Here is a 17,577-nt window from a genome sequence, read left to right on the forward strand (position 1 = left end):
GGTCGGCCAGCAACTCGCTGGTACACCCCGGCTACACGACGGCATGTATCCGCCGCGCTGTCACGCCTCCGAGGTGGAGAGCAGGCGCTCGGCCTCCTCGTCCGACATCCCGGCCAGCTCGGCGATCAGCAGGTCCTCCAGGGCCGACGCCAGCTGGGCGACGGTCCTGCTCTCGAAGATCGTCCGCACCGGCACCTCCACCCCCGTCGTACGGCGCAGCCTGGCCGCGATCCTGGTCGCGAGCAGGGAGTGGCCGCCCAGCGCGAAGAAGTCGTCGAAGGCGCTCACGGCCTCCACGCCGAGCAGTTCCTCCCAGGTGCCGGCCACCAGCCGCTCCGCGTCCGTGCGCGGGGGGACCTGCCCGGCGGAGGCCGCCCGCACCGGTTCGGGCAGCGCGGCCCGGTCGGTCTTGCCGCGTGCCGTGAGCGGCAGCGCGTCGAGGGTCATCCAGGCCGTCGGGACGAGATGGCGCGGCAGCACGCGCGCGAGGTGCGCCCGCAGCTCCTCGTGCGCGGCGGTTCCGGTCACGTACGCCACGAGCTCCTCGGCGCGGACCGTCACGAACGCCTGCCCCACGTCGGGGTGGGTGAGCAGGCGGGCCTCGACCTCCCCGGGCTCGATCCGGAAGCCGCGTACCTTGAGCTGCTCGTCGATCCGGCCCAGGAACTCCAGCCTGCCGTCCTGCCGCCAGCGGGCCCGGTCCCCGGTGCGGTAGCGGCGGGCTCCCGGCGGGCCGCCGGGGTCGGGGACGAACCCGGCGGCGGTGAGGGCGGGACGGCCCAGGTAGCCCCGGGCCACTCCGGCTCCGCCGATGACCAGCTCGCCGACGGCTCCCTTCGGCAGCGGGCCGCCCCGCCCGTCGAGCAGGTGGACCGTGGTGGCGCCGACCGGCCGCCCGATGGGAGGCCGGCCGGCCGTGCCGGCGTCAGCGCCGTCACCACCGTCGGCGCCGCCCAGGCCGGTCGCGGTCGCGATGACCGCGGCCTCGGTCGGACCGTACGTGTTGACGAGCCGGACCCGCTCGCCTAACCCACTGTCGTGCCAGCGGGCCACGGCTCCACCGGACGCCTGCTCGCCCCCGATGATCACTAGGCGCAGCGACGGCGGCCAGGCGATCTGGTCGATCTCCTCGACCAGGTGGTGCCAGTAGGCGGTGGGGAGGTCGAGCACGCTGATCCGGCGTCCCGCCGGGGAAGCGAGCAGGTCGGGCAGTGTCGCCGCCCCCTCGGGCAGCAGCACCAGGGCGGCCCCGGCGGCGAGCGTGGGGAACACCTCTTCGAGGTGGGTGTCGAAGCTGAGCGAGGCGAACTGGACCACCTGGTCGCCCGGCGCCAGGCCGTACTCCTCCCGCATCCAGCGCACGCGGGCCGCTATGGCGCGGTGCTCGACCGCCACGCCCTTGGGCCTGCCGGTCGAGCCCGAGGTGGAGATGACGTAGGCGACGTCCATCGGCCCCACAGGCGGATCGGTCGGGAGGTCGATCGGGGGATCGATCGACGGGCCGGGCACGGCCCGCGGGTCGATCAGGGTGAACGTGCCCGGCAGGGGGCGATGGGTGATCACATGCGTCACCGCGCAGTCGCCGAGCGAGAAGGCGAGCCGCTCGTCCGGATCGTCCGGATCGAGCGGCAGGTACGCCGCCCCGGCCCGCCAGACGGCGAGGAGTGCCGTGATCGCCTCGACCGAGCGGGGCAGGCAGACGCCGACGCGGTCACCGGGCCGCACACCGCCGTCCCTGAGAGCGGCGGCGAGGGCTCCCGCCCTCGCGTCCAGCTCCCGGTACCTGAGCACGGTCTCGCCGCAGATCACCGCCGCCGCCTCCGGCGTGCGCCGTACCGTCTCGGCGATCATCTCCGGGACGGGGGGGCCGGTCGCGTCCGCGCCGTCACCGGCCAGCGCGCGGATGTCCGCCTGGTCGGCGTCCGTCCAAATCCGCAGCTCCGAGATCCGCCTGGTCGGCTCGGCCACGGCGGATTCCAGCAGGAGCAGGAACCGGTCGGCGAGCCGGCGGAACGTCTCCCGCCCCGCCTCCCCGGCCTCATGCCGCGCCGCGTCGTAGCAGAAGGAGACGACCAGCTCCGGGCCGTCCCACCACGCCTCGGTGAGCAGGTCGAGCTTGGCCTGGCCGAAGCCGTCCGGGAACAGGCTCACGGCCAGCTCACCGAAGGGCCGGGTCGGTCCCACGTTCTGGTTGTGCAGGATCAGCATGGTCGGCATCAGCGTCTCGGGCGGATGCCCGAGACGCTCGAAGGGCACCGACGGCCGGCTCATCGCGCTCAGTGCCTCGGTCCTGGTGCGCACGAGCAGGTCGGTGAACGCCGGGTCGCCGTCGAGGTCGCCGCGCAGCACCACCGTCTGGGCGAGGTACCCGACGAGGGGCTCCAGCTCGACCCGATCACGGCCGGCGACCGCCGTTCCGACGAGGAGGTCGGTCTGTCCGGTGTGGCGGTGCAGCAGTACCTGGTAGGCCGCCATGAGCACGGTGAACAGGGTCGTCCGGTGCTCGCGTCCGAGCCGTTCGAGGCCGCGCGCCACGTCCTCCCCGACCCGGACGTGATGGAACGCGCCGTTCCTGGCGACGCCATGCGCCGAGGACGTGGCGAAGGGCAGCTCGGGCGGCGGCGGGTCGGCGAGCCTCTCCTGCCAGTACGGCACGGCGCGCTCGGCCCGGCGGCGCTGCCAGCGCGCATAGTCCGTGGGCTGGACGGGCAACGGCCGCAGCCGGGGCTCCCGGTCCTGTGACCGGGCGGTGTAGCACTCGGCCAGATCGTCGAGGAGCACGTTCAGGGACCAGCCGTCGCCGATGATGTGGTGCATCGTGACGCACAGGACGTGGTCGTCCGGGCCGATCCCGATCACCGCGATCCGCAGCGGCACGCCCGCGGCGAGGTCGAACGGCGCGTTGGCGCGTCCGGCCACCAGGCGTTCCGCCTCCTCCCGGCTTCCCGCGTCGAGCCACTCGACCAGGCCACCGGCCGGACCGGCGGGGACGGCGACCGCCCAGGGCACGCCGTCCTCCTCGGTGAATCCCGTGCGCAGGCTCTCGTGCCGGGCGACGACCTGGGCGAACGCCTCCTCCAGAACCGCCGGGTCGAGCGGGCCGCGCAGCCGCCGTACGAGGTACATGGTGTAGGAGGCGTCGTCCGGATACAGGCGCTGGAGGAGCCAGAGGCGCTCCTGGGTCGGGGACAGCGGGGCCCTCATGCGCCCGGCGCCAGTTCGTCGAAGAGGGCCGCCAGGTCCTGCGCGCCGAGACCGTCGAGCTCGTCGCGCAGCGCGGCCACCTCGGCCAGGTCGAGGTCGTCGTCGTCGAGGCGGTCCATCTCCACGGCCAGTTCCGCGATCGTCGGGTGCTCGAACAACACCACGATCGGCACGGCGACGGTGAACCGCGCCTGGATCCTGGCGATGATCTGCGTGGCGGTCAGCGAGTGGCCGCCGAGCTCGAAGAAGTCGTCGTCGACGCCGATCGGCTCCTCGATGCCCAGCACGTCGCCCCACATCGTCACCAGCTCCTCCTCCAGCGCGGTCGCCGGAGGCCGGTACGGAGTGGTCCGCGCGCGGGTCCACTCGGGCGACGGCAGCGCGTTCCTGTCGAGCTTCCCGTTGGGAGTGAGCGGAAGGGCGTCGAGCACCACCAGATGGGCGGGCACCATGTACTCCGGGACGTGCCGGCGCAGCCGGTCCCGCAGCACCGGCCACAACTCTTCGGCGCCTCCATCCCCGCGGACCACGTACGCGACCAGGCGGGGCAGGCCGTCCGGGCCGTCGCACACGCCGACGGCGGCGTTCCCGACCTCGGGCGCGGAGCGCAGGACGCTCTCGATCTCGCCGAGTTCGATACGGAAGCCGCGGACCTTCACCTGCTGGTCGGCGCGGCCCAGGTAGTGCAGCCTTCCGTCCCGCATCCTCGCCAGGTCGCCGGTGGCGTACATGCGGGCACCGGGCACGTCGGAGAAGGGGTCGGGCAGGAAACGCTCGGCCGTCCGGGCGGGCATGCCCCGATATCCCCGGGCCACTCCCGCGCCGCCGATGTGCAGCTCGCCGGCCTCGCCCGCCGGTACGGGAATCCCGTCCGGGCCGAGGATGCGCACGGACGTCCTGCCGATCGGCTCCCCCAGGTCCACCGGCGCGGGCGACGGCGCGACCCGCCCGGCGGTGGACCACACCGTCGTCTCGGTCGGGCCGTACACGTTCCACAGCCGCGCGCCGTCGCCGAGGAGCGCGTCGGCGAGATCGCGGGGAAGGGCCTCCCCGCCGCAGAGGCGGGTCCTGATCCCCTCGGGTACGCCTCCGGAGTCGAGCAGGATCCGCCAGCTCGCCGGTGTCGCCTGCATGACCGTGACCGCCTCGGCGACGGCGCGGGACCGCAACGCGCGGCCGTCCGCCGTCTCGTGGGCGGAGGCCACGACCACCCGGGCGCCGCAGGCCAGGGGAAGCAGCAGTTCGAGGACGGAGATGTCGAAGGACAGCGTGGTGACCGCGAGCCAGGCGTCCCGCGGGGTCAGCTCAAGCAGGGACGCGAAGGACTCCAGCAGGTTCACCACCGCGCGGTGCGGCACGGCGACCCCCTTGGGCCGTCCCGTGGACCCCGAGGTGTACATCAGGTAGGCGAGCTCGCCCACCGGCCCGTCGCCGTCCCTCGGGTCGTGGGAATCCCGCCGGCCTTCGGATACCGCGCCGAGCGGGGTGCCGTCCCGGGAGAGTTCCACGACGTCGCGGATCCCGTCGAACAGCCGGGCGTCCACGGAGGGCTGGGTCAGCACCAGTTCCATGCCCGCGTCCTCGCGCATGAGGCGGAGCCGTTCCTCGGGGAAGGCCGGGTCGAGCGGCACGTACGCGCCTCCGGCCGCCCACACGGCGAGCATCGCCACGATCATGCCGGGAGACCGGTCGAGGCACAGCCCCACGGGGACCTCGGGTCCCACCCCTCGCCCGCGCAGCACCGCCGCGAGGCGGCCGACCCTGTCGTCCAGTTCGCGGAAAGTCAGCTCGCCTCCCGCGCCGCTCACCGCGACGGCGTCGGGGCTCAGGTCACGCCATCCGCGGATCAGCCCGAGCGCCGTCACGACACCGTTTACGACACCCTTTACGACACTGCTCACTTCACCGCTCACTCCACCGCTCACCTTCATGCGCCTTCCACGGTCGAACTCGTCACTTCCTCGTCACTTCGCGCTCAGCTCGGACAGCCGGAGGTCAGGGTTCGCTCCGGCCCGCCGTACGACGTCGCCGAGGGCCTGGGCGAACCTCCGCGCCGTCGTGGGCGAGAAGAGGTCGCCGCTGTAGTCGAGGACCCCGCCGAGCCCCTCCGGGCCGCGCCACATGTCCACGGAGATCTCGGCCTTCGTATGGCCGGTCGGCGGCGCCGGATGGTGCTCCGCCGAAAGATCGCCCATCGCCGTCCCGAGCAGGCCGCCCTTCGGCAGGTTGTGCAGGTTGAACATCGCCTGGCACAGCGGCGGCCTGCTGATGTCGCGCGGCACCCGGAGCGCGGCGAGGACGAGCTCGAACGGCGCGTCCGCGTGCCGCATGCCCGCCAGCGTGGTCTCGCGGGTACGGCCGAGGAACTCGCGGAAGGTCGGGTCCCCGGACAGGTCGGCGCGCAGCACCAGCGTGTTCCCGAAGTAGCCGATCAGCGGGGCGAGCTCGCTCCTGGACCGGCCCGCGACCGGTACGCCCACGCAGAAGTCATGCTGTCCCGCCGCCAGTCCCAGCATGGCCTGGTACGCGGAGATCAGGGCCATGAACGGCGTGCACCGCAGCTCCCTGGCCAGCCGCTCCAGCGGAGCGATCTCCTCAGGGGAGAGCAGGAGGTGTTCCCGGCCGCCGTTTCCCGTCCAGCGGGGCGGGCGTGGCCGGTCGGCCGGGAGGTCGAGCGCGGGCACGCCCGCGAGCTTCCCGGTCCAGTAGGCCAGACGCGCCGTGTGGTCCCGCTCCCTTTCCTGTACGGCGAAGCGCGTGTACTGCGTGGGCAGCTCCTCCAGCTCGGGTTCGCGTCCCTCGCGCCGCGCCGCGTAGTACTCGGCGAGCTCGCGCATCAGCACGTCCAGCGACCAGCCGTCGACCACGATGTGGTGCAGGACGATGCACAGCAGCGCGTCGTCCTCCCCCAGCCGCATCAGCGCGACGCGCAGCGGCGGCCCGTTCTCCAGGTCGAACGGCCGGTTGACGAACGCGGCCAGCGCGAGGTCCACGTCCTCAGGTTCCGGATCCGGGGTCCCGGGGGCGTCGATCCGTTCGACCGGCACCGGCGAGGGCGGCAGCACGATCTGCGCGGGTGTGTCGACGACCAGCCGGAACCTGGTCCGCAGCACCTCGTGCCGCTCGGCGATCCGGGTGAAGGCCGCCCCGAGCGCGTCCACGTCCACCGGCCCGCGCAGCCGTACGCACCAGGGGGTGTGGTAGCTGGTGTCCCGCGGGTCGAACCGGCTGAGGAACCACAGGCGTTCCTGGCCCGGCGACAGCGGCCACGCCCTCCCGGCGGACTCCCCCTCCGAGGAGCGGCCGAGGGAGCGGAGCAGCGCCTCGCGGCGGCCCGGTGGCAGGTCCGCGAGCCGCCTGAGCAGCGCCTCTCGGCGGGCGGGCGTGGTCACCTGTCCCGGCCCCTGACGCTCAACGGGCGCATGTCGGTCCACACCGTCTCGATGTGGTCCAGGCATTCCTGACGGGAGCCCTCGAACCCGGTCGCCGTCCAGCCGAGGGGCGGCTCGCGGTCGCTCCACCAGACGGAGTACTGCTCTTCGCCGTTGACGACCACGCGCATCTGGGAGTCGGTCATGTCACCTTCCGAGTCATCTCAAGTGGTGGGGCGCCGGTCGGCCGGCCGTCGCCCTCGGGCGGGCACACCCAGTCGTCGCCGATCAGGGTCCAGCCGGCGGGCCGCCGTACGGGGGCGACACCGCAGACCTCGGCCACCCGGTCGAGCGGCACCTCCTCGGTGGCCGCCCGGACCAGCAGGGCCTCCAGGCCGAGCAGCATCCGTTCTGCCGTCTCCCTCGGCAGGTAGGCCGTGTCGACGAGGACGAAGAACTCGCATGTCGCCGTGGCCGCCCCGGTGGCGAAGAAGGCGCGCGCCTTGACCTTCGGGTAGGCGCCGACGAAGAACGTCCTGGTCCGTCCCGCCAGCGTGCTCAGCGTGCCGGGGTCATCCGGGTCGGCGGGCGGCAGGTTCGGCCAGCGGCCGTCCGGCCTGATGTCGTTGAAGAACACGTCCAGGTCGAGTTCGGCGCCGCGTCGCCCGGCCGCCTCGTCCCGGACGGCCCGCACCGCGGACGGGTCGTAGTTCCCGTTCCGGTAGGTGGCCATCGCCTGCCGATGCCCCCGGCGTACGGCGTCCGAGAACGTGCCGGCGGCCAGGTCGATCACGAAGAGCCCGTCGAGCGCGGCGGGACCGGCCATGTCCCGGATCCGGGGGTCGTGCCGGTTGGAGACGATGAGCTGCAAAGCCGCCTTCCGATGCCCGGTCAGCGCGGCCAGCAGCGCGGCGCTCGCCACGGTCAGCACGCTGGAGGTGGTGACGGAGCAGCGCGCCGCCAGCGTCTCGGCGGCGACCGCCATGGCGAGCGACTCCATCCCGTACCGGACGAACCGCGGCTCCTCGGGCTCCCTCGTCGGGAAGTCGAACATGGAGCGTGGCGCGGCCGCCAGGCCCGCCCGCCAGTGGCGCAGCGCCTGCGCGCCGCGCGCGGCCCCCCCGCCCTCCCTCTCGAACGCGGCCTGGTCGAGCGGCTGCCGTACGGGCTCGGGCAGGTCGTCACCGGCGAGGAGCCGCGGCCATTCGGCGGCGAGCAGGTTCAGCGACCAGCCGTCCAGCGCCAGATGGGACAGCGCCAGCGCGAGCGCGCGCGGCCGTCCGCGGACGAGCACGACGGCGCAACGGATCGGCGACTCGGCGGCGTAGTCGAATCCCGTCGCGGCCAGGTCCGCGGCGAGGGCCCGCGCCGCGCTCATCGGCTTGGCGGCGGCCTCGTACACGCCGACGGTGAGCCGTCCGGCGCGGTTCACCCGCTGGACGATGCCCTCCGGCGTCTCCACGTAGGCCGTCCGCAGGGTCTCGTGCCGCTCGACGAGACGGCGTACGGCCCGCAGGACGGCGGCGAGGTCGCCCGCGCCTCCGCCCGGAGCACTGATGGGCAGGGCCCAGGGCAGGTTGAAGTACGGGTCGCCGTCGTCCAGCCACCGGGTCGAGCTCCAGATCATCTGCTGTCCCCAGCTCAGCGGGTACTCGCCGCCCCGCGCGCCGGTGAACTCGACCGTCTCCGGGGCGAGCTCGGTCAGCCCGGGAAGGCCCTGGTGTCCGGTCATCGGCCGTCGAGCTGCCGGGTCAGGTGGTCGGCGAGGCCGTCGAGGGTGTCGAGGAAGGGGCCGTCCAGGTCGATGTCGCATCCGAACTCGGACTCGATCGCGTCGATCAGCCGCAGGTAGGTGAGCGAGGTGACGCCGAGTGCGGGCAGGCCGCTGTCCGCCGCGAGGATGTCGGCGACGGCGAGCTCCCCGTCACTGGCCTGGGACACCAGCTCGGCCAGGCGTTCCCTCAGCATGTCTCCTCCTTCATGCGGGCGATCTCCTCGGCGACCCCGGCGATCGTCGGCGCGTCGAAGAACACGTCGAAGGGCAGCTCGACGTCCATCCGCTCGCGGACCTTCGCGATGATCTGTGTGATCGACAGCGAGTGGCCGCCGAGGTCGAACAGGTCCTCGTCCGGGCCGATGCCGGTGCGTCCGAGCACCTCGCACCAGATCTCGCCGACCTCCTCGACGTACGGCACGGCCTCCGTACCTGCCGCCTCCGTACCGGCCGCCTGGACCGGGGAAGCCTGGGGCGCCGGTGAAGCCGCGGACACCCCCACCGGGGCGGGCAGCGGCAGATCGGAGATCTCCGCGTCGGGGTGGGCCGCGACCGCGTCGAGCAGGGTGAGCAGGTGACCGGTCACGGCCTGGCAGTGCGCCCGCCCGAGGATCGCCGGATTGAACTGGAACCGCGCGGCGACGCCGTCCGGCCCGTCCACCATCTGGAGGTGCAGGGTGCCCCGGACCGCCTGGTTGAACATCATCCAGTCGACGGACACGCCGAGACCGGGGAAATCGGGGACGTCCCCGACGCGCCTGCGGTAGCTGACCGAGACCGGGGTGAGCGCGGTGCGCGGGCTCACCCCGCCCACCGCGCGGGCGAGTGGGACCTGCCGGTAGCGGTAGACGGCGCGCAGCTCGTCCCGCACCGCGCGGGCCAGCCCGGCGAACGGGCCCGCGAACGCCCCCTCGGGCGTGACCGTCAGCGGCAGCTCGTTGACGAACAGCCCGATGTGGTCCCGCGTCCGCTCGGTGCGGGTGGAGACGTCCACGGCCACGGCCGCCCCGTCGTTCCCGTACGCGTGGAGCAGGGTGTGCAGCGCGGCCAGCACCAGCTCGAACCGGGTGACCCCGATCCTCTCGGCCGTCGCGGCGAGGTCCGGCCCGATGGCGAAGTCGACGGCCTCGCCCGCGGCGGCCCGGGTCGAGGGTGTGGTGAGCCCGGGGAGCAGCAGGTCCTGGCGGTCCCGCCAGCGGCTCCGCCAGAACCCGGCCGCCGCGTCGAGCCGCTCCGCCACCCGCGCGTTCTCCTCCGCGACGGCGTCGCCGTACGTGATGGGGAGGGGTGCCAGGGGCCTGCCCGCGTACGCGGCGGCGAGGTCCCGCACCAGGATGTCCTTGGACATGCCGTCGAAGACGGCGTGGTGGGCGACGAACACGAGGACGTGCCGTTCCGGGGCGAGGCGCAGGAGCGTGAAACGGGCGAGCGGCCCGGTGCGCAGGTCCAGCCCGAGGCCCGTCTCGCGGTCGATCAGCCCGGCGGGGTCGCTCCCGGAGGCGTCCTGGAACCGGATGGGCGGGACCACGGCGGCGGGCACCCTCCCGAGGGCGCCGTCGCGTTCGACCAGGGCGGCCGCGAGCGCGGGGTGGGCCTCGACGACCGCGCCGCACGCGGAGAGCAGCCGGTCGGTGTCGAGCGGGCCGTCGAACCACACGGCGAGCGGCATGTGGTAGACCCGGCCGCCCGCCCCCATCCGCTCGGTGATCCACATGCCGTGTTGCGCGAGGGAGGCCTGCTCTCCCTCGTCCACGAGCGTCAGTGACATCTCAATCGCCTTCCGTATGGAGCCTGGAGTCGCCGAGCAGCGCGGACAACTCCTTCTTGATCACCTTTCCCGACCGGTTCCGGGGCAGGTCGTCGACGACGAACACCCGCTCGGGGAGCTCGTGCCTGGCCACCCGGTCCATCAGGAAGGCGCGTACCTCGGTCGCGGACAGCCCGGCGGACCTGGGCACGATCGCGGCGGCGAGCGCGGTCCCGAGCACCGGGTGCGGGACGCCGAACACCGCCGCCTCCGCGACCCGCGGGTGCTCGTACAGCGCCGCCTCCACCTGCAGCGTGGAGACCTTGAAGGCGCCGGTCTTGACCACGTCGCTCTCCCGGTCCACCAGATAGAGGTAGCCGTCGGCGTCGACGTAGCCGAGGTCGCCCATCCGCACCCAGCCGTTCCTGAACGCCTGGGCGCTGGCGGCCGCGTCGCCGTAGTAGGAGCGGGTGGAGGTGGGCGACCGCATCCAGACCTCCCCGACCTCGCCGGCGGGCAGCGGGGTTCCCGCCTCGTCGGTGACGCGCAGCGCGCCGCCGAACGCGGGCCGCCCCAGGGCGGCGGGCCGATCCCGATCGAAGATCATGATGGTCTGGGCGGGCGCCGCCTCGGTGGACGTGTAGTAGTTGGTCACCGTCGCCTTGGGGAACGCCGCCGCCAGCCGCTCCGAGAGCGCGGGCGGCAGCGCGGCGGCGGCGGAGCCGAGCAGCAGCACGCTGGACATGTCGTGCCGCTCGTGCAGCCCCGCGTTGAGCAGTTCGATCGCCATGGACGGCACCATGAACACGGTGCCCGGCCGGTACGTCTCGATCATCCGGGCGAACCGGCCGGGCGTGAACCTGGCGGGTGTCAGGACCGCCGGGCGCGCGTCGAGGGCGTTCAGCAGCATGGTCTGACCGGCGTTGGTCCCGATCGGGAAGGCGTGCAGCAGGTGACGGGAGTGCCCGAACCTGCGGCGGTTCGGCTGGGTGACGCATCCGTACGCCAGGTTGGCGTGGCTGGCGCCGACCCCCTTCGGCCGCCCGGTGGTGCCCGACGTGTACAGGATCTGGGCCAGGTCCGCGGGCCGGACACCGGTTCCGGGACCGGTTCCGGGACCGGTTCCGGGACCGATTTCGACGTCCGCCGTGGCGGCGGCCCAGTGACCGCCGTCCGGCGGGGCGAGATCCCGGCCGTGCAGCACGGCGGAGGCCGCGCAGTGTTCCAGCATGTAGCGCGTCTCGGCGGGCGCGAGGCGGTCCGACAGCGGCACGGCGACCGCGCCCGCCTTGAGCACGCCGCAGAACGCCACGGCGAAGTCGATCCAGTCACGGCTGCCGAACAGCAGCGCGACCCGGTCCCCGTGCGCGACGCCGCGCCCGGCCAGCCCGCCGGCGACCGCCGTGGACCGCCGGTCCCACTCGGCGAACGTCATCGTCCCGTGGCCGTCGACGATCATCGCCACGCCGTCCGGCTCCTGTTCCGCGCGGATGCGCAGCAGCTCCGGAACGGTGTACGCGGTCAGGCCCCTCATGCGGGCACCTCCTTCGAGTCGCGCCGGGTCCCGCCCGGTACGCGGCCGCCGAGCGCCTGGACTCCGACCAGGTCGTCCGGCAGGGCGTCGGGCACCTCGGCGTCGAACCGCCGCAGCACTCCGGTCCGCATGGCGACGAGCGCGATCGTGGCGATGGCCAGGCCGAAGCAGGCGTACATGAGGCCGATCCCTCGCCCCTCGCCGGTGCCGAGCACCAGGCCGACCGTTCCCGCGAGCGGCCCGTCCGGGGCGAGCAGCGGCTCGAAGACCGCCGTGCCGTACGGCGCGACGAGGCCGAACCCGATCGGCAGCGTGGACCAGGCGACCAGCGTGTTGAGCGCGATGACCCGGCCGTGGAACCGCTGCGGCACCTTGACCTGGATGATCGTGGCGTAGACGCCGTTCAGCACGGTCAGGCAGAGCGACATGCCGAACGCGCCCACCGCGATCGTCACCAGGTCCGCGCGGAGCCCGGTCAGCAGGCAGAACACCGCCAGCGCGAGCGTGGCGACGAGCACTCCGTACAGGCGGCGCCGCCGCGGCCCGCCCCACGCGGTCATCGCCAGCCCGCCGAGGAAGACGCCGAGACCTCCGGCGAACGACACCCGGCCCACGTCGGCCAGCGACGCGAACGACAACACGAGCGGCGAGATCATCAGGAACAGCGGGGACAGGAACACGTTCAGCACCGCGAAGAAGACGAGCATCGCGCGGAAACCCTTGTTGCCCCACGAGTGCCGGATGCCGCCCGCCATCTCGGCGAGCATGCTCTCGCGGCGCCGCCACGCCATCGACGACGGGAAGCGGACGAAGAGCACGATCAGCGTGGCGACCGCGTAGCTCGCCACGTCGATCGCGAGGATGCCCTCAAGCCCGATCGCCGCCATCAGGCCGACCGCGATCAGCGGCACCACGAGCTGCGCGGTTCCTGTGACCATCTGCACGACGCCGTTGGCGTGGCCGAGGAAGCGCTTCGGCACGAGCTGGGGAATGGCGGAGCCGTACGCCAGGCGCTGGAAGGTCAGCGCGACGGAGAGGCCGACCAGCAGGGGGTAGACGTGCCACACCTGGAGGTTGCCGGTCCAGAGCAGGACGCCCAGTACGAGCTGGGTGCCGCCCGCGCCGATGTCTCCGGCGAGCATGACCTTCCTGCGGTCGTAGCGGTCCACGATCGCGCCCGCGAGCGGCGCGGCCAGCATGCCGGGCACCAGGCCGAGCACGGCGAACAGCGCGAACCGGGCGAGTGACCCGGTGGTGAGATAGATCCAGATGGGGATGGCGAACTCGGTCAGCGCGGAGCCGGTGATCGAGATGAGCTGGCCCGCCGCGACCAGGAGAAACCGGCGCATGCTCGGCGGCGGCCCCGATCGGGCCGCCGCGCCGTCCTTCGGCCGCGCCGGACCGTGGACCGGGTCGTCCGCCCGGTCGTCCGCCCGGCCGTCCGCCGGACCGGACGGTGCGCGCGACACGCCCTGCAGCCACCAGGTGCGCTCGTCGTCGTGTTCCAGCGGCCCTTCCAGCGGCGCCGTACGCCCCGAGGCGATCGCCGCGTGCGTGCCGGTGATGATCTCGGCCAGCTCGGCGGCGCGGTAGCGCATGAAGAAGTGCCCGGCCTCGTCGATCACCACGCAGGCCGCCGTGTCGGTGATCCGGTGCCACTCGCGGTAGCGCTCCTGGTAGAACTCGGCCGCCGGATCCCGCTCCCCCACCACCGAGATGATCGGCGCGCGTACTCCCGCTTCCTCCTCCTCGAAGAGCCGGGTGAAGTACCGCTCGGCCGCGCGGGTGCCCTCGCGCCGGTTCTCGACGATCAGCCGGATCTGCTCGCGGCCGAGATCCTCGACGTCGAGCCCGGCGGCGGTGAGGGCGTTGACCCGTCCCTGGTCGCTGGTCAGCCGGTCCATCAGCGTGCCGAGCCAGCCGAGACCACGACCGGGCTTGGCGAAGGGGAAGATGCCGCCGAGGTAGATCGCCTCCACCTCGCGTCCCGTCGCCTCCACCTGCCGGGCGATCTCGGTGATGAGCATGACGCCGAGCCCGCAGTGCCCGTAGAGCACGAGCGGCCCGGAGGCGCCGTCCGTGATCTCGATGATCTCGGCCACGCAGTCGCGTACGACCTCGTCGAACGGCCGGGCCTCCTCGCCCAGCTCGTGACCAGGTACGGCGACCGAGTACAACGCCCAGTCGGCGGGCAGCGCGTCGGCGAGCGGCTGGTAGACCACGGCGCTGCCCCCGCCGTACGGCACGCAGACGAGGGTGGAGGCGGCCTTCCTGGCGGGAGTGAGCCGGTGCAGCAGCGTGCGTGGGCCGGAGTCCCCGGTTTCGAGGAGCAGCGCGAGCTCGCGGACGGTCCGGTGCTTGAACAGGTCGAGCACGGTGACGGCGCGGTCCGGATACGCCTTGCGCAGCCGGGCGATCACCCGCATGGCCAGCAGCGAATGGCCGCCCAACGTGAAGAAGTCGTCGAGCGCGCCTGCCCGCTCCACGTCGAGCACGTCCGTCCAGATGTCCGCGACGGTCTCCTCGGCCGGCGTGGCCGGGGCGACGAAGAGGGCGGCCGGAGCCTCGGCGCCGAGCTCGGGGAGTCGGGCCCGATCGACCTTGCCGTGCGATTTGAGCGGCAGCACGTCGAGCCACGCGTACCTGACCGGGATCATGTAGGCGGGCAGCCGTTCGGCCAGCCAGGCGCGCATCTCGATCGCGTCCGGTCCCTCGGCCCGCGCGACGGGACGGTCGGGGACGGCATGGCCGACCAGATAGGCGACGAGCTGCTCGCCACGGGGTTCGACGACCGCCTGGGCCACGTCGGGGTGGTCCGCGAGCACGGACTCCACCTCGCCCAGCTCCACCCGGTAGCCGCGGATCTTCACCTGGAGGTCGCGGCGGCCGAGGAACTCCAGGTCGCCCGAGGGTGACCACCTGCCGAGATCTCCGGTGCGGTACATGCGCGCCCCGGGCCCGCCGTACGGGTCGGGGACGAAACGGTCGGCGGTCAGGCCGGGCTTGCCGAGGTATCCGCGTGCCAGCCGGTCGCCGCCGAGGTAGATCTCGCCGGGCACGCCGACCGGGACCGGCCGCATCCGCTCGTCGAGCACGTGCACCCGCGCTCCCGGAAGCGGGGACCCGATCGGAAGGCTCGTCGATGAGACCGAGGCCGCCGGGTGCGTGGAGACGGCCGGAGGCGGCGGAGAGGGCGTGACCTCGTAGGTGGTCACACCGACCGTAGCCTCGGTGGGCCCGTAGTGGTTGACCACCCGGCACCTGCCCAGCGCGGCCAGTTCGCCCGCCCATCCGCGCGGCGCCGCCTCACCGCCGAGGAGCAGGAGCTTCGCGGGCAGCAGTTCGGCGGGTTCGGCGTCCGCGAGCAGCGCGGCCAGGTGCGACGGAGTGATCTTGAGGTAGTCCACCCCGACCCGGCGGAACGTCTCCGCCAGCTCGGGCCCCGCCGTACGGGAGGGGACGAGGTGCAGCGTGCCGCCGGTCATCAGGCACAGGTAGAACACCGTCACGCCGAAGTCGAAGGCGAGCGACTGGAGCAGCGCGAAGGACGACCCCGGCTCGACGCCGAGCCGTTCCCTGACGCCCGCGAGGTAGACGAGGACCTCGTGGTGCTGGACCCCCACCCCCTTGGGCCGCCCGGTGGTGCCGGACGTGTAGATCACGTACGCCAGGTCGTCCGGGGCGCCCCGGACGCCGTCGGCCTCCCGGCTTCCGTCCGCGATGCCGCGCGCGCCACCGCTCCCCGTGCCACCCTCCGTGCCGTCCGATTCGTGGAGGACCGGGATCACGTCGTCGGGGAGGCGGTCCCGCAGGTCGGCGCTGGTCACCACGATCCCGGCACCGGCGTCGGCCAGGACGTAGGCGAGCCGCTCGGCCGGGTGCTCGGGATCGAGCGGCAGGTAGGCCGCGCCCGACTTGAGCACGCCGAGGACCGCGACCGCGAGCCCGGCCGACTGCTCCAGACAGATCGCGACCCGGTCGTCCGGCCCCGCGCCGAGCCCCCGCAGGCGGCGCGCGAGCCGCTCGGCCCGCAGGTCCAGCTCGGCGTACGTGAGCGAGACGTCGCCGGAGACGACGGCCGTGGCCGAGGGGGTGCGCGCGGCCTGTGCCGCGATCACCTCATGCAGCAGCACACCGTCGAACGGCGGGACCGGTGGGACCGGCGCGGACGCGCCGAACGCCAGCACTCGGCCGAGTTCCTCCGGAGGGAGGATCTCCAGTTCGGACGTCCGCGCGCCGGGATCGGCGACGATCGACCGGAGCAGTCGCTCGAAGCAGGCGGCCATCCGCCGGATCGTCTCGGCGGTGAACAACTCGGTGCGGTAGGTGATGTTCCCGCGCAGGCCCTCCCCGGTCTCCATCAGGTAGAGGGCGAGGTCGAACCGGGTGGCGGACACCTCGATCGGGTACGCCGACATGCCCAGCCCCTGGGTGCGCAGCGGCGCCGACCGGTAGTTCTGCAGCGCGAACATCACCTGGAAGACCGGTGACCTGCTGACGTCGCGCTCGACGCCGAGTTCGCCCACGAGCCGGTCGAAGGGAAGCTCCTGGTGCGCGTAGGCGTCGAGCGCGGTCTCCCGCACCCGGGCGAGCAACTCGGTGAACGGCGGGTCGCCGGACAGGTCGGCCCGCATCGGCAGCGAGTTGATGAAGAGCCCGACCACCCGTTCCAGTTCCGGCAGGTCGCGTCCGGAGACGGGTGAGCCCACCGCGAAGTCGTGCTGCCCGGAGTAGCGGGAGAGCAGCACCTGGAACGCGGCGAGCAGCGTCATGTACGGCGTCGCGCCGTGCGCCCTGCCCAGTTCCGCCAGCGCGTCGCCGAGTTCGCGGTCCAGTTCCAGTCCGTGGGCGGCGCCGTCCCATCCCTGTTCGGGCGGACGCGGCAGGTCGGTGGGCAGCTCCAGCGGCGCCAGCCCGGCCAGCCGCTCCCGCCAGTAGCGGATGTCGTCGTCGTGGGACCGCCCCCGCTCCCAGAGCGCGTAGTCGCCGTACTGCGCCGGCGGTGGCGCGAGACCGGCGGCGGTCCCGGTCCGGTACGCCTCGTGCAGGGCGAGGAGCTCCTCCACCACGATGTCGCAGGACCAGCCGTCGGTGACGGTGTGGTGCATCGTGAGCAGCAGCGCGTTCTCGGCCGGGCCGAGCCGGACCAGGAGGGCGCGGAGCAGCGGACCGGTCTCGAGGTCGAAGGGCCGGTCCAGTTCCTCGCGTACCGCGGCGGTGTCGTCCGACAGCCGCAGCTCGACCACCGGCTCCGCGTCCACGACGATCTCGGGTGTGCCGTCGTCCGTGGTGACGAACCGGGTGCGGAGGCTCTCGTGACGCCGCGCGACGTCGGTGAGTGCCCGGTCGAACGCGTCCTCGTCGATTTCGCCGTCCAGCCGGACGGCGAAGGCGACGGTGTACGCGGTGGTTCCCGGGGCGTACTGCTCAAGGAACCACAGCCGCTCCTGGGCGTGCGAGAGCGGTGGAAGGGTGCCGGGCGGGCGCGGCGGCACCGTCACGGTGGCCGCCTGCGCCACCTTCAGCCGCTGGGCGAGCAGTGCCTGTTTCGCCGGTGAGAGCCCGGTCCGCGTCACGATGCCGCCACCTCGGCGGATTCCAGCGTTCTTGACATGACATTCCCCTTGCGACCGGTTCCGCCAGTGCTGCCGCGCGGACGCGGCGAACGTGCCGGCGGCCGACGCCGACGACGATGCCGACGACGATGCGTGACGGCGCCGCGTGGTGACGACGCGCTGACGACGTTCTGAACGGTGCGGTGATCAGTACGGTTGATCAGATGGACTGATGCTGGCGACGATGCTGACGGCGACGTTGACGGCAGACGTTCGAGGCAGTGCTGCGTGCGGGTGCTGTGTGCGGTGGTGCGGTGCTGTGCCGTACCGACGACACCGAGTCGATCGCCGCGGCACGGAGGGTCGCTGCCGCTCGCGCTGTGGGACCCGGA

General features: G+C 73.2%; 9 protein-coding genes. All 9 read right to left on the reverse strand.

Annotation, left to right across the window (positions count from 1 at the left end):
- Positions 1-60: 60 nt before the first annotated feature.
- Positions 61-3,204, reverse strand: coding sequence for a non-ribosomal peptide synthetase (locus AB0I59_RS37850; protein WP_358140934.1), 3,144 nt, complete (start codon positions 3,202-3,204; stop codon positions 61-63).
- Positions 3,201-5,105, reverse strand: coding sequence for a non-ribosomal peptide synthetase (locus AB0I59_RS37855; protein ID WP_358140937.1), 1,905 nt, complete (start codon positions 5,103-5,105; stop codon positions 3,201-3,203). Before AB0I59_RS37855 ends, AB0I59_RS37850 begins: the two co-directional genes overlap by 4 nt.
- 63 nt (positions 5,106-5,168) lie before the next feature.
- Positions 5,169-6,596: a condensation domain-containing protein gene (locus AB0I59_RS37860; protein ID WP_358140939.1), complete on the reverse strand. Its 1,428-nt coding sequence runs from the start codon at positions 6,594-6,596 to the stop codon at positions 5,169-5,171.
- Positions 6,593-6,781: an MbtH family protein gene (locus AB0I59_RS37865; protein WP_061260235.1), complete on the reverse strand. Its 189-nt coding sequence runs from the start codon at positions 6,779-6,781 to the stop codon at positions 6,593-6,595. The genes AB0I59_RS37860 and AB0I59_RS37865 overlap by 4 nt, the downstream gene beginning before the upstream one ends.
- On the reverse strand, positions 6,778-8,307 hold the full coding sequence (locus AB0I59_RS37870) for a condensation domain-containing protein (protein ID WP_358140943.1): 1,530 nt from the start codon (positions 8,305-8,307) through the stop codon (positions 6,778-6,780). The genes AB0I59_RS37865 and AB0I59_RS37870 overlap by 4 nt, the downstream gene beginning before the upstream one ends.
- A complete protein-coding gene (locus AB0I59_RS37875; protein WP_061260233.1) occupies positions 8,304-8,543 on the reverse strand; it encodes an acyl carrier protein in 240 nt (79 codons plus the stop codon). The genes AB0I59_RS37870 and AB0I59_RS37875 overlap by 4 nt, the downstream gene beginning before the upstream one ends.
- Positions 8,537-10,117 (reverse strand): condensation domain-containing protein, encoded by a 1,581-nt coding sequence (locus tag AB0I59_RS37880; protein WP_358140946.1) that lies wholly within the window; start codon positions 10,115-10,117, stop codon positions 8,537-8,539. Before AB0I59_RS37880 ends, AB0I59_RS37875 begins: the two co-directional genes overlap by 7 nt.
- 1 nt (position 10,118) lies before the next feature.
- Positions 10,119-11,630 (reverse strand): class I adenylate-forming enzyme family protein, encoded by a 1,512-nt coding sequence (locus tag AB0I59_RS37885; protein ID WP_358140949.1) that lies wholly within the window; start codon positions 11,628-11,630, stop codon positions 10,119-10,121.
- A complete protein-coding gene (locus AB0I59_RS37890; RefSeq protein ID WP_358140952.1) occupies positions 11,627-17,206 on the reverse strand; it encodes a non-ribosomal peptide synthetase/MFS transporter in 5,580 nt (1,859 codons plus the stop codon). Before AB0I59_RS37890 ends, AB0I59_RS37885 begins: the two co-directional genes overlap by 4 nt.
- Between the last annotated feature and the right edge of the window lie 371 nt (positions 17,207-17,577).

It is taken from the genome of Microtetraspora glauca, from assembly GCF_040656155.1.
Classification (GTDB): domain Bacteria; phylum Actinomycetota; class Actinomycetes; order Streptosporangiales; family Streptosporangiaceae; genus Microtetraspora; species Microtetraspora glauca.

Coding starts and splice junctions, on each gene's coding strand:
- AB0I59_RS37880 (WP_358140946.1), bottom strand. CDS start 10,117: ATGTCACTGACGCTCGTGGACGAGGGAGAGCAGGCCTCCCTCGCGCAA.
- AB0I59_RS37870 (WP_358140943.1), bottom strand. CDS start 8,307: ATGACCGGACACCAGGGCCTTCCCGGGCTGACCGAGCTCGCCCCGGAG.
- AB0I59_RS37885 (WP_358140949.1), bottom strand. CDS start 11,630: ATGAGGGGCCTGACCGCGTACACCGTTCCGGAGCTGCTGCGCATCCGC.
- AB0I59_RS37850 (WP_358140934.1), bottom strand. CDS start 3,204: ATGAGGGCCCCGCTGTCCCCGACCCAGGAGCGCCTCTGGCTCCTCCAG.
- AB0I59_RS37875 (WP_061260233.1), bottom strand. CDS start 8,543: ATGCTGAGGGAACGCCTGGCCGAGCTGGTGTCCCAGGCCAGTGACGGG.
- AB0I59_RS37865 (WP_061260235.1), bottom strand. CDS start 6,781: ATGACCGACTCCCAGATGCGCGTGGTCGTCAACGGCGAAGAGCAGTAC.